This is a genomic window from Flavobacterium limi (assembly GCF_010645075.1).
GTDB classification, from domain to species: Bacteria; Bacteroidota; Bacteroidia; order Flavobacteriales; family Flavobacteriaceae; genus Flavobacterium; species Flavobacterium limi.
On the sequence record NZ_JAADZV010000003.1, the window covers coordinates 72,403 to 92,259 of the forward strand.

Here is a 19,857-nt window from a genome sequence, read left to right on the forward strand (position 1 = left end):
GCCGGGGTTCGGCGAAAAAGATATAGCGGACAGCAGGATTAGCTCTTGCAAATTTAACTCACAATAAACTTCCCTTTTTCAACATCAAAAACAATATGTTCGTCTTTAAACAAAGCATTAAAGCCTCCTTTTGAGATTAAATTACACGGTTCATCCTGCATTACCATTTCCGGGGTCATCATAATCATTTCATCACTCAACTGGATGGCCAGATCAATATCATGGCTCGAAAACAAAATGCATTTTTGAGTTTCCTTCGTTAGCTTTTTCAGCAATTTGAATAGTGAAACCTTATGTAGCAAATCAAGATGAGTTGTAGGTTCGTCTAAAATAATCAAAGGTGTGTCTTGTGCCAGTGCCCTTGCAATTAAAACTTTCTGCAATTGTCCGTCGCTGATTTCAAAATGCCTTTTCGAAGCTAAATGTTCGATTTGCGTCAGCTCCATCGCTTTCCTTACTTTGTCTATATCAGTTTCTGTTAAAGTTCCAACCCAATTCGTATAAGGCTGACGTCCCAAAGCAACCAATTCGAATACTGTGAGATTACTTGGAGGCAGCTTCTCGGTTAAAACCACACTCAGGTTCTGAGCCAAATCCAATGGTTTATAATCTGAAATATTTTTATCATTCAGAAAAACGCTTCCTGACAAAGGTTTTTGAATACCTGTGATTGTTCTCAGCAAAGTTGACTTCCCTATTCCGTTTGCACCAATCAAAGCAATGAGTTTTCCAGAATCAAAAGTTAAATTTAAATCTTGTGCAATAACCACAGTTCCTTTCCTGGACCTATAGCCAATACTTAGATTTGAAGTTGAAAGAATAGTGTTATTTTCTGTCATTGATTTGAATTACTTAAAGTTATTTTTTCGCACCAATAACCAAATTACAACCGGAGCACCAATTATAGACGTAATCGCATTTATGGGAAGCGTTACATCAAATCCCGGCATTTGTGAGACTATATCACAGAATAGCACAATAATGGCTCCAAAAAGCAATGTACTCCAAAACAAAATCGTATGATTACTGGTTTGAAAAGTAAGTTTTGCAATATGCGGAACTGCAAGGCCTATAAAAGCAATTGGACCAGCAAAAGCGGTTATACTTCCGGCTAAAATACTGGTTGCAAAAATAATGATTAAACGTGCTTTTCTTAAATTCAAGCCCATACTTTTTGCATAATTTTCGCCCAGAAGTAATGCGTTTAAAGGCTTAATACTGCCTGCACTCAAAACTAAACCAAAAATTACACTGACAGCTAAAACTATAATTGATTTCCAGGAAAGGTTTCCTAGATTTCCTAATGACCAGAAAGTAAATTTCTGAAGCTGCTCTGCCGTACTAAAATAAGTCAAAACACTAACTATTGCAGTGGTAAAGCTTCCGAACATTAAGCCAACAATCAAAATTGCCATGGTATCTCTTAACCTTTGTGAAACTAGCAAAACCAACAATAAAACAAGTGTGCTTCCTAAAGTAGAGGCCAAAACAATTCCGTAAGATGACAAAGCGATTACTTTTAAAAAATAAGGCAAAAAACCTGCTCCCAAAATCACAAACGCAACTCCCAAACTTGCACCAGAACTCAATCCTAAAACATAAGGCCCTGCCAGCGGATTCCTAAATAACGTCTGCATTAGTAAACCGCTTATAGAGAGCCCTGTCCCAACTAAAACTGCTGTAATCGCTTTTGGTAAACGGTAATTAATTATAATATACTCCCAGGTTGATTTACTGACCTGTCCGCCTGTTAAACTTGTATAAACATCTTTAAACGGAATATTTACAGACCCAAGACTAATGCTCGCAAAAAACATTAAAAGCAGACCTACAGCCAAAATGGCAAATAAAATTGTATTTCGTTTTTTGTTGCTCAATTTAATTCAGTTTTGTTGCAAAAGTAAACTCATAACCCGGCAGTAAATCCGGATGGAAAATTTTGATATAATCTTTCAGCACCAAATCCGGTCGGCTTGGTGATACTTCATAATAAATGGTTCCGCCTGTAGGACCAAACTTACTTTCTAAACAATAAACCGATTTATTGGCAAAAGCGTCAAACTTGCTGTAATGTGGATTCGCTTTTTGTAATTCGTCTAAGGTTCTAAAGGAGCCTGAGACAATCCAGAAATTAGCGTTTTTGGCTTTATCTAATACTTTCTCAAACGACAAACCTTCGCTTCCGGTCCCTTTTAAATCTGACCACAAATAATTGGCCTGAGCATCTTTCATAAATTGGGCAACCCAGCTGTTACCTTTGGCAACATACCAGACATCTTCATACATTGAACCATATAAAACTGTTGATACTGCGGGTTTTTTAGCCACTAATTTTAACGCCTGATTGTAACTTGTTACAATTTTATCGAACAATTCTTTCGCTTTGTCTTCCTTACCAAATAAAGCGCCGTAAAGTTTTATCCATTCGGCTTTTCCAAGTGGAGACTGCTCCATCCAGTCTGCCTGAATCAGCACATTTAGACCACTTTTTTTCAAATTATCCAGCATCGGATTATTATTGTCTACTCCAAAAGTCACAATAAGATCGGGTGATAATTCTATTAATTGTTCCATATTTAATTTTTCGTTCTGCCCTACATTTTTAACGGAACCTTTGTCAATTAAAGTTCTGGTTTTTTCAGAAGAAATATAATCCGTGTGTGGAAAACCCGTTAACTTATTTTCTACGTCAAGCATTTCGAGAAACGGAATATTGGTTGTCGAAGTTACTACAATTGATTCCAGCGGAACTTTAATTGTTGTATAATTGTTTAGGCTATCAGGCACTTCAGCATCTTTTTCTTTTAAAATGTATTTAAAACTTTTATCTGCATTTGGCCAGGGATTTGAAACCGTAACCACAGAGTATCCTTCGTGTTTTACTATTGAAAGACCTGATGCATATCCGATACTGTTTTGAGGAATTTTGGAATTTTTGATTTCTATATTTTCATTCTTTTTACATCCCGAAAGAAGAAAAAATGAAGCAATGAAAATAAATTTGGAAAATAACTGTTTCATAGATTGTTGTATTGTTTCAAAGAATATGGCATCGTTATTGTTCGTTATTGCTGCTGCCTTTATCAATAATGACAAAGGTAACGTAATTTACATATTTTTTTATTTACCTTTATTCTTACAAATTTAAACAAACCCTTTTTTACATATTATGAATAGTATAAAAACAAAAGTTTGTTCGAGCTGTGAATCCTCTTTTGGGTGCGGAAATATTTCTCCTGAAAATACTTGCTGGTGCAATGATTTCCCTCCTATTTTTAATCTCTCAAAAGGAGGAGATTGTCTTTGTCCGGAATGCTTTAAAGAAGCTTGTATCGACAAAATTGATGCTTATGTTGAAACTATTACTCCTAAAAAAGCCCATAAAAACAAAGCGATATCTTTACCAAAAACCGAAAAAATAATTGAAGATATTGACTATTATATCGAGAATGGCAATTATGTTTTTAAAACCTGGTTTCATTTAAAAAGAGGAACCTGCTGCGGAAATGCTTGTCGTCATTGTCCTTATTAATTTCCTGAAAAAATAAATCTTACTACTTTAGCCGAAATTAACATAGGCACCATTTGCGTTAGGGATAGTAGTGGAAAGCCCACAGTAAAATGAAATGAAATGGAATTTTGCGAGGACTTGAAACGAATAGCCCGACCGGAGGGAACGCCCAAAACATTAATAAATGATTTACTTAATTACCGGAGGCGAAAGATCCGGAAAAAGCAGTTATGCTCAAAATCTCGCTTTGCAGCTTTCAAATACACCAATGTATGTGGCAACGTCCAGAAAATGGGATGATGATTTTCAGAACAGAATTGACCGCCACCAAAAGGAGCGTGATGAGCGCTGGACGAATATTGAAAAAGAAAAATATTTGAGTGAGATTGATTTCTCTGGAAAAACGGCTTTGATTGACTGCGTAACACTTTGGCTGACCAATTTTTTCGTTGACACTAAAAACGATGTTTCATTATCACTTAAAGAAGCAAAAAGCGAATTTGAAAAAATGGCACGTCAACCCAATACTAACCTGATTATTGTAACAAATGAAATCGGTATGGGCGTACATGCAGATACTCATATTGGCAGAAAATTTACCGAACTGCAAGGCTGGATGAATCAGTTTCTGGCTTCAAATGCCGATGAGGTTGTACTGATGGTTTCAGGTATTCCTGTCAAAATAAAAGGCTAGGTAAATTTCAATGACAAAAATCAATATAAATAAAGAATTTCGATTTTTAAATTCCAAATTTCAAAGCGCTGTCTTAACTTTACATAAATTCAAATATCAGAATTATTACAATTGATTTTGCCATTGTAATTGATTTTTGAAATTGTAATTGTAATTGATTTTTGAAAATGAGCAGTCTGGACGATATATTAAAATCACGCCGCGATACACGCCACTTTACAGCCGATGAAGTTCCTGATGAGGTGATTGAAAAAGCTTTGCAGGCAGGGCATTGGGCACCATCTGTGGGGCTAACTGATGCCACGAGATATTACATCATAAAATCTGCAGAAGTAAAAAGCGCCGTTAAAAATCTGTTTTTGGATTATAATAAAAAGGCTGAAGAACTTACTGATAATCCCGAACAAAAAGAACTTTATAAATCCCTGAAACTCGAAGCGATTGAAGAAGCTCCAATTGGACTTATCATTGCATATGACCGATCTGTACTAAATCAGTTTACAATTGGAACTATTGGCAGTAATGAAGCGGTAAAATTCAGTTCGGTTTGTGCAGCTCAAAATATCTGGCTTTCGCTAACAGAGCAAGGTTACGGAATGGGCTGGGTTTCGATTTTGAATTATTATCAGTTTAAAAAAATACTTGATTTACCCGAAAATATTGAGCCACTGGGCTATTTCTGCATAGGAAAACCGGCAACTAATTACGGTAATCAGCCCATGTTGCAGCAATTGCACTGGAAACAAAAATCGGAAGCCCCGGATTGTACAGAAATTAAAAATGTTATTGAAAATTGTGTTTCAGATTTTGTTTTAAAACCTCAGCCTGAAACTGAAGACAAAACACATTTTAGGAGCCTTTTACAGGAAAAAATAGATTCTAAAACCAAACCCGTTGGAGCTTTGGGAACTTTAGAAACACTCGCTTTTCAAATCGGAACGGTTTTTAAAACCTTAAATCCCAAAATAATCAAGCCGAATATTGTGGTTTTTGCAGCTGACCACGGAATTGCAAATCATGGTGTCAGCGCTTACCCGCAAGATGTCACCAGACAAATGGTTAATAATTTTCTGGAGGGCGGTGCAGCGATTAATGTTTTTTGCAATCAGCATGATATTAAACTCTCCATTGTAGATTCGGGTATTAATTATGATTTCCCAACAAATGCAAAATTGATTAATGCTAAAATCGCTAAAGGGACACAATCTTTTTTACACTCCCCGGCAATGAGCGAAACTGAATTGCAGTTATGTTTAGAAAAAGGAAAAAAAATTGTCGAAACTATTGCAAAAACAGGCTCTAACTGTATTGGTTTTGGCGAAATGGGAATTGGGAATACCTCAACAGCTTCAGTTCTGATGAGTATTTTAACTGGTTTTCTAATTGAAGAGTGTGTAGGTAAAGGAACCGGAGTTGCTGATGAAAAATTGATTCAGAAGCAAAAGCTGCTTGAAAAAGCTATTAAAAACTATTCTGGGTCTAAAGAATTAATGCCACAGCTCGCCTATTTTGGAGGTTTTGAGATTATACAAATGGCAAGCGGAATATTAACGGCTTTCGAAAATAATATGATTATTTTGGTTGATGGTTTTATTTGCAGTGTTGCCTTTTTGATCGCTTCAAAAATAAATCCTGCTATCATTCAAAATGCTGTTTTCTGTCACTGCTCTGCCGAAAAAGCACATCAAAAATTATTGAATTATCTGCAGGCAAATCCAATTTTAAATTTAGATTTGCGACTTGGAGAAGGAACAGGCTGTGCTGTTGCTTTTCCTGTTTTAAAATCTGCTGAAGCTTTTTTAAACGAAATGGCGAGTTTTGAAAGTGCAGGAGTCAGCAGGAAATGATCAAATTGCAATGTCAATATCAATTGCAAATTTCAATTTTAAAATATTCTATAAATGAAAAAAGAACTTCATATTTTCTTCACCTGCCTAATGTTTTATACCCGGATTCCGTGTCCAAAAAACATAAGTCACGATCCTGAATATTTAAACAAAGCTACACGTTATTTTCCTTTAATTGGCTGGATTGTGGGAAGCATATCATTTCTTGCATTCTATATTTCTTCTCTTTTTCTTTCTGCAGAAACTGCGGTAATTTTAGGAATTATAGCTTCAATATTAACAACAGGAGCTTTTCATGAAGATGGTTTTGCTGATGTCTGTGATGGTTTTGGCGGAGGCTGGACCAAAGAAAAAATTCTGATGATTATGAAAGACAGTGCCATTGGTGCTTACGGAGCGATTGGTCTGGTTTTGCTTTTTTTATTGAAATTCAAATTACTATCTGAATCTGTTTTACTTTTTACAAATAATAATTTCTGGCTGCAAATTTTTCTGTTATTTGTGTCTGCTCATTCCTTAAGCCGTCTGGCCGCCATCAGCATTATTTTTACGCATGAATACTCACGAGATGATGCAAGCAGTAAAAGTAAGCCTATTGCAAAGAAGCATAGCTGGAAAGAAGTTTTAGGTTCTTTTTTCTTTGGATTACTTCCTTTATTGGCACACTCCTTTTTTCAATATCAAATTCTTTTAGTTCTAATTCCGGTTTTCATAACGCATTATTTTCTGGCGCGTTATTTTCAAAAATGGATTGACGGCTACACAGGTGATTGTCTCGGTGCAGCACAGCAGGTTTGCGAAGCGGTTTATTATTTAAGTATTCTTTTGATATGGAAATTTATTTAGTCCGTCATACCGAAACGATCTGTGAAAAAGGAATTTGCTATGGACAGTCAGATGTCGATATCGCTGAACCTTTTGATACTGTTTTTAAAAAAATCCTTAACCATTTACCCTCTGAAGCAATAATTTTTTCCAGTCCGCTGAAGCGATGTGTTACTTTGGCAAAATATATTCAGAACAATATAAAAACTATTTCTTATGAAGAAGACAAACTTCTCATGGAAATGAATTTTGGCGATTGGGAAATGAAAAACTGGAATAACATTCCACAGGAACAGCTTAATCCATGGATGGAAGATTTCGTTAATATCCGGGTATCAAACGGCGAATCTTTTGTTGATTTACATGAAAGGACTGCTGTTTTTTTATCTGAAAAAAAATCAAAAAAAATAAATTATCCGGTTATTATAGTAGCTCATGCAGGCATTATCAGAAGCTTTTTATGCCATCATTCTTCAATTCCTTTGAAAAATGCTTTTCAAAATAAAGTAGATTTTGGGCAGGTTATCAAAATAGATTTTTAAAGTCCTTTTGTTTAGAATTTCTTTTAAAAAGTAAAACAAATTTGATTTTTACATATTTTTAACTTTATCTTTGCACGCAATTAAGGTTGTGTTTTAATTACAAAAACACATTAAAAGGGAATCAAGTTACTGATTTTAAATTATTTAAAACCAAAAATCTTGAGCTGTACCCGCAACTGTAAGCTTAGTTCTTTTTTAAGAATGTTTGCTGTTATCTACAAAACCACTGTCATTTTCTTGATGGGAAGGTAAACAGCAAGACGCAAGCCAGGAGACCTGCCTTATTTAACAAATATCGAACTCTCGGGAAAAAGAGTGTAGAAATTATGATTTTTAAAAAACGATTTACTTTTTGCTTGCTGCTTTTGTGCCAGATTATTTCGGCGCAGCATGACTCTATTACCAAATTAAAAGAGGTTTTAGTTTCTGATACCAATCTTAAAAAATACTCCGATTCCCAATCGGTTTTAAAACTCAATGATTCGATTATTAGTAAAAACGAGGCTTTATTAACCGATTTATTAAACTTTAATTCATCACTTTATTTCAAGGAATATGGTCGTGGAATGCTTTCTACGGTTTCTTTCAGAGGAACAACTTCTTCTCAGACAGCTGTAATATGGAATGGAATCAACATTAATTCTCAAATGAACGGAAGCACTGATTTCAATACGATTTCAGGCACTGATTATAATTCAGTAAGTGTAAAAGCGGGAGGTGGAAGTGTAATTTATGGCAGCGGTGCTGTTGGCGGGACAGTACATTTAAATAACGATTTGGACTTTTATAATCGTTTTGAGAATAATTTAAAACTGGATTATGGAAGTTTTAATACAATTGGAATCAATTATAAAACCAATATTTCCAACAAAAAATGGAGCGCACAAATTGGAATTTCAAACAACAGTTCAACCAATGATTATAAATATGTAGATAAATACACGTGGAAAGGCGAACAGCGCTGGAACCGAAATGGTGAGTACAATATTTTTACGATGAGTGCCAATTTAGGTTACAAACTGAATGCAAAGAACATTCTTAAGTTATACACTCAGACATCCAATACAGACCGAAATACTTCTTTAGTTACAGAAACTGAAACTCCAAGTAAATACATCAATGGTTTCAATAGAAATTTATTAGAATACGTGGGTAGTTTTGGCAAACTCACCGCAAATCTCAAAACAGCCTACATATTTGAAAACTACCAGTATTATGCGGATAATTCAATAAATGATTACACTTACGGAAAAACAGAGAGCTTAATTACAAAAGCTGATTTTGGTTATACTCTATTTAAATCAACTCAGATAAACGGGATTGTAGATTATAATAAAACCACAGGAACAGGAAGCGGTTTTGGAACCAATACCCGTGAAATCAGTTCGGCATCTTTATTGGTAAAACAAAATATTTCTACTAGTTGGATAAATGAATTTGGTGTTCGAAAAGAATTCACAGACAATTACAAATCACCTGTTTTATTTTCTTTAGGCTCATCTTATCAGTTTGGCCAATTGTACAATTTAAAATTGAATCTGTCACGTAATTTCAGAATCCCGACCTTTAATGATTTATATTGGGAACCAGGTGGAAATCGCGATTTAAAACCTGAAAGTTCCTATCAGGCTGAAATAGGAAATGTATTTACATTCAGCAATATCACACTAACCCAGACTTTTTATTACATCAAAATAAAAGACTTGCTACAATGGGTTCCAGGCAATAATGGTATTTGGACTCCTCAAAACACAGACAATGTGAACAGCTACGGAGCAGAAACTTTACTAAGCTGGAAAAAACAATTTGGTAAAAATATTTTTTCAGTCAATGTCACCTACGCACATACCATTTCTGAAAATATTAACACCAAAAAACAGCTCTTTTTTGTTCCTTTTGATAAAGCTACAGCAGCAATTGCTTATTCAAGAAATAGAATTTCTGCCAATTATCAATTTTTATATAATGGATTTGTTTACACAAGAGCCGATAACGATCCTGATGAAATTATAAATGATTATATGATATCCAACATCGGAATTGATTATGATTTTAATTTTTTTGACTCTTTCAAATTAGGCTTCCAGGTACTGAATTTATTTAATGAAGCTTACGAAAGTCTTGAAAACAGATCTATGCCGGGTCGCAATTTTAATATGTATTTAATCTTAAAATTTTAATATAATGAAGTTTAGCAAATTATTTTTAATAGCACTAAGTGCCTCTCTATTTGTTTCATGTTCAAGTGACGATGGCGATTCAAACGAACCACAAGGAATTTATGATAATGGGGTTTTCATTTTGAATGAAGGAAGCTCAGGACAGGGAACTGTTTCTTTTTTGAGTGAAGATTTTAGTGTTTTCACTAAAGATATTTACACGGCAGTTAATGGTGATGATTTACTTGGAAAATATGCGCAGAATATTTTCTTTTATGAAGATAATGCTTATATCATTGCTGGAGGTTCAGACGTAATTAACGTAGTCAACCGATATACTTTTAAATTAGTGGATAAAATAGAAACCGGCCTTAAAAATCCTAGATATGGAGTTGTAAAAGACGGAAAAGCGTATGTAACCAATGCAAATTCTTATGCAGATTGGGGAGCTCCCGCTACAGACCCTGGCAATATGGACGATTACGTTGCTATTATTGACTTAAAAACCAATAAATATGAATCTAAAATTGATCTGAATGCAACCGGTAATCGTTTGGTTTTAGAAAATGGCAAATTATATATTACCGAACCTGTTACAAGCACCAGATTATTGGTAGTAGATATCGCTGCCAAAAAATTGGAAGCACCAATAGAAATCGGTTCAAACGCTGATTGTATTGAAGAAGAAAATGGCTTTTTATACATTTTAAGAGGTCCTTACACAAACAGAAGTGAAATTGTAAAAGTAAAATTATCTGACAAATCGGTTTCAAAAATTACTTTCCCTGAAACTTTAGACGGAGCCGGTTTTATGGATATCGAAGATAACAAGGTGTATTATACAGTAGGAAGTTCGGTTTATGCAATCAATGCTAATGCAACAACAGCTTCAACTACTCCAATTGTTACTTCTCCTGCGGGCTATGTATATGGATTTGCTGTAAATAACAACCGTATTTATATTGCTGACGGAGTTTTCACTAAAGATGGTTCAGCTTATATTTATGATTTAAGCGGAGCGCTACTTAAAGAATTAACAACAGGTGTGGGAACAAACGGTTTTTACTTTAACGACTAAAACTAAAATGCCCTTACTAACAAAATCGTAAGGGCATTTAAATTATTTCTTTTATGATAAAAAAATTACTATTTACCTTATTGCTTACATCATCGCTAATTTCTGCACAATCTTATGCTCCTGCAGCAGATCAGTCTGGCAGCACAGCTATAGCAAAAAACAGTTCCGTTTTTATAGGATGGGCAACCGGAATTACAGTTGTAAGAGGACCTCAGGATATTGCGGTTCCCAATAGTCCTTTAGCTAATGTCGGAACACCAGCAGACGGAATGAAAGGCGGAACATCAGGATCTGGTATCGTTTGTCTGGGTGATGGCGGAAGTGCGACCTTAACATTTGACACTCCGATTGCCAATGGTCCCGGATTTGATTTTGCCGTTTTTGAAAATGGTTTTAAAACTGGTGGTCCGGGGTTTGCTTTTTTAGAATTAGCTTTTGTGGAAGTAAGTTCAGACGGGATCAATTTTTTCAGATTCCCATCCCACAGCGAAATTCAAACAACTACGCAAGTTGGCCCTTTTGCAGGAATCGACTGCCGATATATTAATAATCTGGCAGGAAAATATATTAACGGTTACGGAACCCCTTTTGATCTTTCAGATCTTCCTGACAATATACTGTTAGATAAAGATAATATAACACACGTTAAAATAATTGATGTAATTGGGACGATAAATCCTTTGTATGCTTCTTATGACAGTAAAGGAAATATCATAAATGAACCATATGCAACAGCATTTGGCTCAGGAGGCTTTGATTTAAATGGTGTGGGCGTAATTAATCAAAAAACTTTAGGCAACAAAGACTTCAATATTAATTCTGTTGCATTATACCCAAATCCGGCTTCGGATATTGTTTATATAAACAGTAATGAAGAAAGTAGTGTTCACATTTTTGACATCACCGGAAAAATTGTAAAAAAACTGCCCAAAGCAAATTACAGCGAAATCATTGTTTCAGATATAATCCCCGGAACTTACCTCTTTGAAATTAATATTGAGGAGAAAAAAATCATAAAGAAAATAATTATCAATTAGTTAATTTTGTTTTTTTAAATTGTTTTTTTGGAAAAGGCTTTCATACACGAAAGCCTTTTATTGTTTTATAGAACCATTATTAGCATTACTAAATTCTGATTCCAGGCGGAAGCAATTCCTTATATTTTGGATTTTTCCTAAAAAAAGTAGCAATTTTTGGATGAATTGGAACGACCCTGAATTTTTTCTCAGTACTCAGATCCATTATATTTTTAAGCAGAGTATCAATCATTAGCGGATTTTCAAAATTTTCCGGCGTATTGATTTTAGTCAAAAAAATCTTTTTTTCCTGAAATGAATATTCAACACTCAATAAGCCCTCAGGAACTGTGGCTTCAAATTGTCTTGCAAAAGTATTGTCTTTAATTTCCATTACGGTAGGTTCCATATTTATCATGTTTTTGGGGTTAATAAAAAATATTAGAAAAAGAACGTGAAAATAATATGAGATAAAATCCTTTAACAAGGGATTTATCTGTAAAGAATTCGGACTACAAAGATAATCATTTGATTTTCAATACAAGACATTTCTTTTAAAGATACAGAATGATTTTAGATAATAATTGTTTGCTAATTTTATTATAATTAAGTTTAAGATTTGCTGTACATATTAGGAAAAGGGGTAAATTTAACTCAAACTTAAACCTCTCCCCGGAAATGAGTAAGATTCCTGTTTATTTTATGCCTGGATTAGCTGCCAGTCCAACCATTTTTGAAAGAATAAAATTAGATGAAAGCGTTTTTGAAACAATTCTGCTGGAATGGGAAATCCCAAATCCACAGGAATCATTATCTGATTATGCTCTTCGAATCACAAAAAAAATTAAACACGAAAATCCTGTTTTAATTGGCGTTTCTTTCGGCGGAATTCTGGTTCAGGAAATGGCCAGACATATCGAAGTCCGAAAAGTAATTATTATTTCGAGCGTCAGAAGCAATGCTGAATTTCCAAGGAGAATGAGAGTTGGGAAAACTACAAGGGCTTACAAGCTCATTCCGATGAAGCTTATTTTGAATATTGAGAATCTTGCCAAATATTCTTTTGGAGAAAAGGTCAATAAGCGTATCAAATTATACGAGAAATTTTTGGCTGTCCGTGACCTTCGTTATCTGCAATGGGCAGTTGAATCTGTTATTTTGTGGAACAGGAATCAAATAGACGAGAAAGTAATCCACATCCATGGTGATCAGGATGATGTATTTCCTATAAAATATATCAATAAATGTATTGTTGTTAAAGGCGGCACACACATTATGATTCTGAATAAATACAAATGGCTGAATGAGAATTTGCCTTCAATAATATTGGAGGATTAGAAAGGAAGTAAATTTCCTTTTTTTTAATTTAAATTCCCATAATTTAATCTTTGCCGATTATTCCAGCCCTGATAGAATCGATATCCTTATATGGCGGGGTTTGCCATATAAGATACAAGCGGATAGGAAACAGCTCCTAAAAAAAATCCCAAACTCACATTGGAATTTGGGATTTCAAATATTATATTTTAAAGAATTTAGATTTTCTTCATCTGCTCCTTCATCATCGAGATCTGCTCTTTAAGCATTCCCTGCTTGTCTAATTTTTTAGCTTCATTCAATAAATTAGTTGCTTCGAGTTTTCTTCGGCGTGACATAGCAACTCCTGCGAGATTTAATTTTGCCACAGCTAAATCCATATCCATTGACAAACCAAGTTCGATTGCTTTTTTGAAATGTTTTTCGGCCTGATTGATATTGGTCTGAGACAACATAATTCCGTGCAGGTAATTAAAGTATCCCTGTTGTTTTCTTACTAATGCAGCTTCAGGATTTTTGATGTATGTCAGCCATTTTTTAGCCCCATCAAAGTCTTGTTTTCTTAATTTAAGGAAAGCTAAAAGGATGAATTCATTTTTAAAGTATAAAAAAACCGGAATAGCTGTCAGCAAAATAAGGAAAATTCCATTCCCGATATTGCTCTCTGTAAATTGCCAAACGCCAGCGACTACAAGAAGTCCGGCTAAAATAAGTTTAATATTTTTATGAAACATAATAGGTGTATATTTGTGACTGCAAATATAGTAAAATGAATTAAAAATATTTTTATTAAAGTACTTGCCAGAAAAAAAAGTCTTTGTATATTTGCACTCGGTTTTTGAACAACGATATCCAAAACCAAGAAAGAGTTAATAGATACCATTTTTAAAGATACAAAGCAATGAGCAAAAGAACGTTTCAACCATCGAAAAGAAAAAGAAGAAATAAGCACGGATTTATGGACAGAATGGCTTCTGCGAATGGAAGAAAAGTTCTAGCGCGTAGAAGAGCTAAAGGAAGACATAAATTAACTGTTTCTAGCGAACCTAGACACAAAAAATAATGTTTGTATAAGCATACATAAGGCGATTACTTTTTTAGTATCGCCTTTTTTTATACCTTGTCGGTAAAAATTTTCTCAACATTCTAGTTTATAACACACTAGAACCGTTTTTTAAAATCGTAAATAACTACACAATACATATAAAATGCCTAAAGACACATCAATAAAATCAGTTTTAATTATAGGTTCAGGACCTATTGTTATTGGCCAGGCTTGCGAATTTGATTATGCAGGATCTCAATCTGCACGCTCTATTCGTGAAGAAGGAATTGAAGTTATCTTGATCAACTCAAATCCAGCAACAATTATGACCGACCCATCTATGGCCGATCATATTTATTTGAAACCATTAACTACAAAATCGATTATTGAAATTCTGAAGGAACATCCACAAATTGATGCTGTTTTACCAACAATGGGAGGTCAGACCGCTTTGAATTTGTGTTTGGAAGCTGAAGAAAAAGGAATCTGGCAGGATTTCGGCGTAAGATTAATTGGTGTTGATGTAAACGCAATTAATATTACTGAAGACAGAGAGCAGTTCAAACAGCTTTTAGAAAGAATAAATGTACCAACAGCGCCAGCAAAAACGGCTACTTCATATTTAGAAGGAAAAGAAATTGCTCAGGAGTTTGGTTTTCCGCTTGTAATCCGTCCTTCGTTTACACTTGGAGGAACCGGAGCCGCTGTGGTGTACAAAAAAGAAGATTTTGATGAGCTTTTAACAAGAGGCCTTGAAGCTTCTCCAATTCACGAAGTTTTAATTGACAAAGCTTTGATGGGATGGAAAGAATACGAATTAGAGCTTTTAAGAGATAAAAATGACAACGTTGTAATTATTTGTTCGATCGAAAACATGGATCCAATGGGAATCCATACAGGAGATTCGATTACAGTAGCACCAGCAATGACATTATCAGATACAACTTTCCAGAAATTACGTGACTATGCCATCTTAATGATGAGAAGCATCGGGAACTTTGCGGGAGGATGTAATGTACAATTTGCAGTTTCTCCAGACGAAAAAGAAGATATCGTGGCAATCGAGATCAACCCTCGTGTATCCCGTTCCTCCGCTTTAGCATCAAAAGCAACCGGATATCCAATTGCAAAAATTGCTTCTAAATTAGCTTTAGGATACAACCTGGATGAGCTACAAAACCAAATTACTAAATCTACTTCGGCTCTTTTTGAACCAACTTTAGATTATGTAATCGTAAAAATACCACGTTGGAACTTTGATAAATTTGAAGGCTCAGACAGAACTTTAGGTCTTCAGATGAAATCTGTAGGTGAGGTTATGGGAATCGGACGTTCTTTCCAGGAGGCTCTTCACAAAGCAACCCAATCTCTAGAAATTAAGAGAAACGGCTTAGGCGCTGACGGAAAAGGATATAAAGATTACGAATTAATTATCGACAAACTGACTCACGCAAGCTGGGATCGTGTTTTCGTAATCTACGATGCAATTGCGATGGGAATCCCATTGAGCACTATTCATGAAATTACAAGAATCGATATGTGGTTCTTAAAACAATACGAAGAGCTTTATACTTTAGAGAAAGAAATTTCAAACTACAAAGTTGCTGATCTTCCTAAAGAATTGTTATTGGAAGCGAAACAAAAAGGTTTTGCAGACAGACAATTAGCACACATGATGAATTGTCTTGAAAGCGAAGTACACACTTTACGTATGGAACAAAAAATCAACCGTGTATTTAAATTGGTTGATACTTGTGCAGCAGAGTTTAAAGCACAGACTCCTTACTACTACTCTACTTTTGAAGCTGAAATCGAAAAAGCAAACGGAGAGCGTTTTGTGGACAACGAAAGTATCGTAACAGAGAAAAAGAAAGTAATTGTTTTAGGTTCCGGACCAAATAGAATCGGACAAGGAATTGAATTTGACTATTCTTGTGTACACGGAGTTTTAGCAGCTAAAGAATGCGGCTACGAAACGATCATGATTAACTGTAATCCTGAAACAGTTTCTACAGACTTTGATACAGCTGACAAATTATACTTCGAGCCAGTTTTCTGGGAACATATCTACGATATTATCCAACATGAAAAACCAGAAGGTGTTATTGTACAGTTAGGCGGTCAGACTGCTTTGAAATTAGCTGAAAAACTTTCTAAATATGGTGTGAAAATCATCGGAACCAGCTTTGACGCACTTGATTTAGCAGAAGACAGAGGCCGTTTCTCTGACTTACTGACTGAATTACATATTCCTTTCCCAAGATTCGGAATCGCTGAAACAGCTGATGAAGCTTCAAAACTAGCTGACACGCTGGATTTCCCACTTTTAATCCGCCCTTCTTATGTATTAGGAGGACAGGGAATGAAGATTGTAATCAACAAAAAAGAACTTGAAGAGCACGTTATCGATTTATTGAAAGCAATTCCAGGAAACAAATTATTATTAGATCATTACTTAGCTGGAGCAATCGAAGCTGAGGCTGATGCAATCTGCGATGCTGATGGAAATGTTTACATCATCGGAATTATGGAACACATCGAACCTTGTGGTGTTCACTCCGGAGATAGTAATGCAACATTGCCTCCTTTCAACTTAGGAGAATTTGTAATGCAGCAAATTAAAGATCACACATATAAAATTGCAAGAGCTTTAAAAACTGTTGGATTAATCAACATCCAGTTTGCAATTAAAGATGATACGGTTTACATTATTGAGGCAAATCCAAGAGCTTCAAGAACGGTTCCGTTTATTGCAAAAGCTTACGGAGAACCGTATGTAAACTACGCTACAAAAGTAATGTTAGGCCACAGCAAAGTAACCGACTTTGATTTCAACCCGCAATTAAACGGTTATGCGATCAAACAACCAGTTTTCTCTTTCAGCAAATTCCCAAATGTAAACAAAGCATTAGGGCCAGAAATGAAATCAACAGGAGAAAGCATCTTGTTTATTGATGACTTAAAAGACGATCAATTCTACGAATTGTACTCCAGAAGAAAAATGTATCTGAGTAAATAATCTCAAATCTATTATAAAAAAAAGCTCCAATGAAAATTGGAGCTTTTTTAGTTTTGATTTATTCTAAAATTATTCGCTTTGACCAAAATTCATGTTATCTCTTGTGTTTTTCTGAACAGAAATAGCGCCAAAAAGTGCTAACAAAAAAGCAAAAGCATAGAATCCCTTTTCACTTGGTAAAATAGTGGCATTCCAAAGTCCAACTACCAATAAAACAATTGATAAAAGAGTTCCAAACCAACAAATTCCGTAATAAATATCTGTTACCGGAAGATTTTCTAATCTGTCCCTAACACTTTTTTGCAATGAAACTACAGCAAAAAGCCCGAACATTAAAACGGTAAAGTAATATCCTTTTTCGTTTAACTGCATTTCAGCTCTTGCAAGCCCGACTATAAAACCAATTGTTCCAGCTCCCAGAGCTACCCATGATGCCGCTATAAAGGCATTCGATGTTTTTTGTATCATATTTATTATTTTGGTAAGTCGCAAATATAATCAAGTAGCTCAACTTTTAGAATAGAAAAAACAAATATTATTCAGCATAATCTTTCAAATATACAAAAAGCCCCAAATCGAGGCTTAATTGTATTAATCCAGAAAATAATTATTTAACCAATTGCTGCAATGGTTTCAATTGTTCCATATCAATATTTGATTTTTTCAAAACCGACATTAAGGTCATAATATTATTTGGATTCATGTTTTTCCCTAAAACGCGAACGACAGCAAAACCGTTTTCTTTTCTATTGGCAAAAATCACAAACTCTTCTATATTTTCATCAGTGCCCACAAAACTCACAGAAGCACCATCTTTACCAGAACCAACCTTCATCAATTCCTGATATTTAGGATTTTTTAAAAGAGATTTTACTTTGGCACTCTCTTGCTCAAATTGTGCTTGATTTTTATCATTTGTCTTAAAAGCCAGAATATTCATTTTATCAAAAGAATTTAAAGCTTCTGTTTGCTCAGGCGATAATTTTGTTTTATCAACATTTAAAATACTAGGTGAAACATCAAGCGTTATAAAATCCTTATTCTCTGTATTTTCCACAAAATATTTTTGCAGTGAAGGCTCAGAATTACAACTTATTAAAGTTAGCAATACTATAAAGGCTGAGGTAAAAACATTAGCTTTCATTTTATTTTTTGGTTTTTGAAGCCTTTTTCAAATCTGCTCCACCGGGAAGCTGCATCTTATCTGTTAGTACTGATATTTCATTTAAATCAAAGTTCCCGGTTAAAGACAGCAAAACTGTATCTTCATTTTTGACACCATCAATAAACATAAATAATTCTTTTATCTTAGTATCACTTGCACCTGATTTGACGTAAATTTTCACATTTTTCCCGCTATCATTAATACGCATCAATTCTTCTAAACTGGCCGTTTTAATGTATTTATCAGCAGATAGTTTCATATCTGCTTCAATTTTTGGATTTTTGGTAGTAAACACTTTCAAATTATCCAGTTTTTTAATCAGATTCATGTATTGCTGAGTTTCTTTATCAGAAGCATCCACTTTTACCTTACTCATTATGTCGAACATTTTTTTATTGACAATGACAGAAGTCACGTCGTCCTGGCCATCAAATTTATCAAAGGCATTTTGTGCATAAAAAGAATGAGTAAAAAGGGCTAAAATTACTGTTATGATGAAATTTTTCATGTTATATAAAATTTATTGTTTAAAAATTTTGTTTTTTGATTGTTCATATTCTTTAATGTAATGTACACTTTCTATACCTACATTCACATTGTTTGATAATAATGACAAAGCTTTTTGAGTTGCCTTCAGCGCTTCTTCAGGATCATCATAAGTCCCTAATTCTGATTTTGCCACAACATTATTTGTACTGTTGTCGCTCACATAATAAAAGGTACCGATTCCCAGTAAAATTACAATCGAAGCCGCAATCGATAACCACGCCACATTTCGTTTTTTAGTTTTTAGTGGAATCTCCTGCATCATTTTTTGTTCTTTTACCTGAGAGAAATAGCTAAAAATTGGCTGATATTGCTTTAAATGCTGCGCAACATTTGGCGAAGAAAAGTATTCTTTTAATTCGTTTTCTTCAGCAATAGTAGTTTCTCCCTGAAAGTATTTTTCTAATATATTTTTTATTTTATTTAATTCCATAACTATGTGTATTAACCATTGATTCTCTTATTTTTTTTCTCGCTCTTGAAAGTGCTACCCTAATAGCTGTTTCATTCATGTTTACAATTTTTGCGATTTCCTCAAATTCGTATTGTTCAACATCCCGCAACTGAATTAATATTTGAAGCTGCTCAGGCAGTTGGTTTATTATTTTCTCAACCCATTCCAAACTATCTGAATCTTCAAGTTTTTTATCTAACTGAGGCTCCCGATCAGTAAAATTATTATGTACAATTTTAAGATTATCTGCTCTTTTAGACTTTAACTGATCGAAGCAATAATTTTTTGTCATTGTCATAGCCACAGCTTCAATATTGTTATAAGTCTCTAAATTTTCTTTTTTGCTCCATAACTTCACCATTACTTCCTGAGTTGCATCTTCAGCTTCTTCGGTGCTTGTCAATAATCTTTTTGCCAGACGAAAAACTTTGTCTTTAAAAGGGCTTATTAACTCTATAAATACAATCTGGTTCATATTTGGTTAATTATTGGTTTTGATCAGTCACATGTAACCCATATATTTGATTAATGTTTTTTGACGTGTTTTAAAGTCATATTCATTTTATAAATCAAAGGTGGTTTGTTAGCTTATATATTCAAGACGAATTAGTATTATTTTTGTTACACTCAAGTTTAAAA

General features: G+C 34.4%; 21 protein-coding genes and 1 riboswitch. Of the genes, 11 read left to right on the forward strand and 10 right to left on the reverse strand.

From position 1 onward, the window contains the following. Positions 1-53: 53 nt before the first annotated feature. From GXM16_RS07410 to GXM16_RS07420, 3 genes are read right to left on the reverse strand one after another with little or no spacing between them, the layout of a single operon-like run. The gene (locus GXM16_RS07410; protein WP_163393769.1) at positions 54-839 is read right to left on the reverse strand and encodes an ABC transporter ATP-binding protein; all 786 of its coding nucleotides are present in this window, start codon (positions 837-839) and stop codon (positions 54-56) included. Between the two features lie 9 nt (positions 840-848). Further along, complete coding sequence (locus GXM16_RS07415; RefSeq protein WP_229684290.1) at positions 849-1,877, reverse strand: FecCD family ABC transporter permease; 1,029 nt, start codon at positions 1,875-1,877, stop codon at positions 849-851. A gap of 1 nt (position 1,878) precedes the next feature. Beyond that, the gene (locus GXM16_RS07420) at positions 1,879-3,021 is read right to left on the reverse strand and encodes an ABC transporter substrate-binding protein (protein ID WP_163393770.1); all 1,143 of its coding nucleotides are present in this window, start codon (positions 3,019-3,021) and stop codon (positions 1,879-1,881) included. A 148-nt stretch (positions 3,022-3,169) separates the two neighbouring features. Here GXM16_RS07420 and GXM16_RS07425 point away from each other — a divergent pair, with 148 nt between their 5' ends. From GXM16_RS07425 to GXM16_RS07460, 8 genes are all read left to right on the forward strand, one after another. Beyond that, positions 3,170-3,532 carry a C1orf53 family protein gene (locus GXM16_RS07425; RefSeq protein ID WP_163393771.1) on the forward strand — a complete coding sequence of 121 codons (363 nt, stop codon included), beginning with the start codon at positions 3,170-3,172 and terminating at the stop codon, positions 3,530-3,532. Positions 3,533-3,695: 163 nt separating this feature from the next. Next, positions 3,696-4,205, forward strand: a complete 510-nt coding sequence (gene cobU / locus GXM16_RS07430; RefSeq protein ID WP_163393772.1) for a bifunctional adenosylcobinamide kinase/adenosylcobinamide-phosphate guanylyltransferase — start codon at positions 3,696-3,698, stop codon at positions 4,203-4,205. A gap of 167 nt (positions 4,206-4,372) precedes the next feature. Next, positions 4,373-6,052: a nicotinate-nucleotide--dimethylbenzimidazole phosphoribosyltransferase gene (gene cobT / locus GXM16_RS07435; protein ID WP_163393773.1), complete on the forward strand. Its 1,680-nt coding sequence runs from the start codon at positions 4,373-4,375 to the stop codon at positions 6,050-6,052. Between the two features lie 54 nt (positions 6,053-6,106). After that, a complete protein-coding gene (locus GXM16_RS07440; RefSeq protein ID WP_163393774.1) occupies positions 6,107-6,898 on the forward strand; it encodes an adenosylcobinamide-GDP ribazoletransferase in 792 nt (263 codons plus the stop codon). Then, positions 6,883-7,419, forward strand: coding sequence for an alpha-ribazole phosphatase (gene cobC, locus GXM16_RS07445; RefSeq protein WP_163393775.1), 537 nt, complete (start codon positions 6,883-6,885; stop codon positions 7,417-7,419). The genes GXM16_RS07440 and cobC overlap by 16 nt, the downstream gene beginning before the upstream one ends. Before the next feature lie 66 nt (positions 7,420-7,485). Continuing rightward, positions 7,486-7,717: riboswitch (cobalamin riboswitch) on the forward strand. Between the two features lie 28 nt (positions 7,718-7,745). Continuing rightward, complete coding sequence (locus GXM16_RS07450; protein WP_163393776.1) at positions 7,746-9,599, forward strand: TonB-dependent receptor plug domain-containing protein; 1,854 nt, start codon at positions 7,746-7,748, stop codon at positions 9,597-9,599. 4 nt (positions 9,600-9,603) lie between these two features. Then, positions 9,604-10,656 (forward strand): YncE family protein, encoded by a 1,053-nt coding sequence (locus GXM16_RS07455; RefSeq protein WP_163393777.1) that lies wholly within the window; start codon positions 9,604-9,606, stop codon positions 10,654-10,656. Positions 10,657-10,709: 53 nt separating this feature from the next. Continuing rightward, a complete protein-coding gene (locus GXM16_RS07460; RefSeq protein ID WP_163393778.1) occupies positions 10,710-11,693 on the forward strand; it encodes a T9SS type A sorting domain-containing protein in 984 nt (327 codons plus the stop codon). 88 nt (positions 11,694-11,781) lie between these two features. Here GXM16_RS07460 and GXM16_RS07465 read toward each other — a convergent pair whose 3' ends face one another. Beyond that, on the reverse strand, positions 11,782-12,066 hold the full coding sequence (locus GXM16_RS07465) for a GNAT family N-acetyltransferase (RefSeq protein ID WP_163394122.1): 285 nt from the start codon (positions 12,064-12,066) through the stop codon (positions 11,782-11,784). A 284-nt stretch (positions 12,067-12,350) separates the two neighbouring features. Here GXM16_RS07465 and GXM16_RS07470 point away from each other — a divergent pair, with 284 nt between their 5' ends. Further along, on the forward strand, positions 12,351-13,010 hold the full coding sequence (locus tag GXM16_RS07470; protein WP_163393779.1) for an alpha/beta hydrolase: 660 nt from the start codon (positions 12,351-12,353) through the stop codon (positions 13,008-13,010). A gap of 197 nt (positions 13,011-13,207) precedes the next feature. Here GXM16_RS07470 and GXM16_RS07475 read toward each other — a convergent pair whose 3' ends face one another. Continuing rightward, positions 13,208-13,723 carry a DUF2892 domain-containing protein gene (locus GXM16_RS07475; protein WP_163393780.1) on the reverse strand — a complete coding sequence of 172 codons (516 nt, stop codon included), beginning with the start codon at positions 13,721-13,723 and terminating at the stop codon, positions 13,208-13,210. A 167-nt stretch (positions 13,724-13,890) separates the two neighbouring features. Here GXM16_RS07475 and rpmH point away from each other — a divergent pair, with 167 nt between their 5' ends. Both rpmH and carB read left to right on the forward strand, forming a co-directional pair. Then, positions 13,891-14,052 (forward strand): 50S ribosomal protein L34, encoded by a 162-nt coding sequence (gene rpmH, locus GXM16_RS07480; RefSeq protein ID WP_008464848.1) that lies wholly within the window; start codon positions 13,891-13,893, stop codon positions 14,050-14,052. Between the two features lie 145 nt (positions 14,053-14,197). Beyond that, a complete protein-coding gene (gene carB / locus GXM16_RS07485; RefSeq protein ID WP_163393781.1) occupies positions 14,198-17,053 on the forward strand; it encodes a carbamoyl-phosphate synthase large subunit in 2,856 nt (951 codons plus the stop codon). A gap of 69 nt (positions 17,054-17,122) precedes the next feature. Here the strand turns inward: carB and yiaA are convergent, their stop codons facing one another. The 5 genes from yiaA to GXM16_RS07510 all read right to left on the reverse strand — a co-directional run bounded on the left by yiaA (position 17,123) and on the right by GXM16_RS07510 (position 19,693). Next, positions 17,123-17,521: an inner membrane protein YiaA gene (gene yiaA, locus GXM16_RS07490; RefSeq protein WP_163393782.1), complete on the reverse strand. Its 399-nt coding sequence runs from the start codon at positions 17,519-17,521 to the stop codon at positions 17,123-17,125. Positions 17,522-17,660: 139 nt separating this feature from the next. Next, positions 17,661-18,197: a DUF4252 domain-containing protein gene (locus GXM16_RS07495; protein ID WP_163393783.1), complete on the reverse strand. Its 537-nt coding sequence runs from the start codon at positions 18,195-18,197 to the stop codon at positions 17,661-17,663. Position 18,198: 1 nt separating this feature from the next. Beyond that, the gene (locus tag GXM16_RS07500; protein WP_163393784.1) at positions 18,199-18,726 is read right to left on the reverse strand and encodes a DUF4252 domain-containing protein; all 528 of its coding nucleotides are present in this window, start codon (positions 18,724-18,726) and stop codon (positions 18,199-18,201) included. Between the two features lie 12 nt (positions 18,727-18,738). After that, the gene (locus GXM16_RS07505) at positions 18,739-19,197 is read right to left on the reverse strand and encodes a hypothetical protein (RefSeq protein ID WP_163393785.1); all 459 of its coding nucleotides are present in this window, start codon (positions 19,195-19,197) and stop codon (positions 18,739-18,741) included. Then, positions 19,184-19,693, reverse strand: a complete 510-nt coding sequence (locus GXM16_RS07510; RefSeq protein WP_163393786.1) for an RNA polymerase sigma factor — start codon at positions 19,691-19,693, stop codon at positions 19,184-19,186. Before GXM16_RS07510 ends, GXM16_RS07505 begins: the two co-directional genes overlap by 14 nt. Positions 19,694-19,857 lie beyond the last annotated feature (164 nt).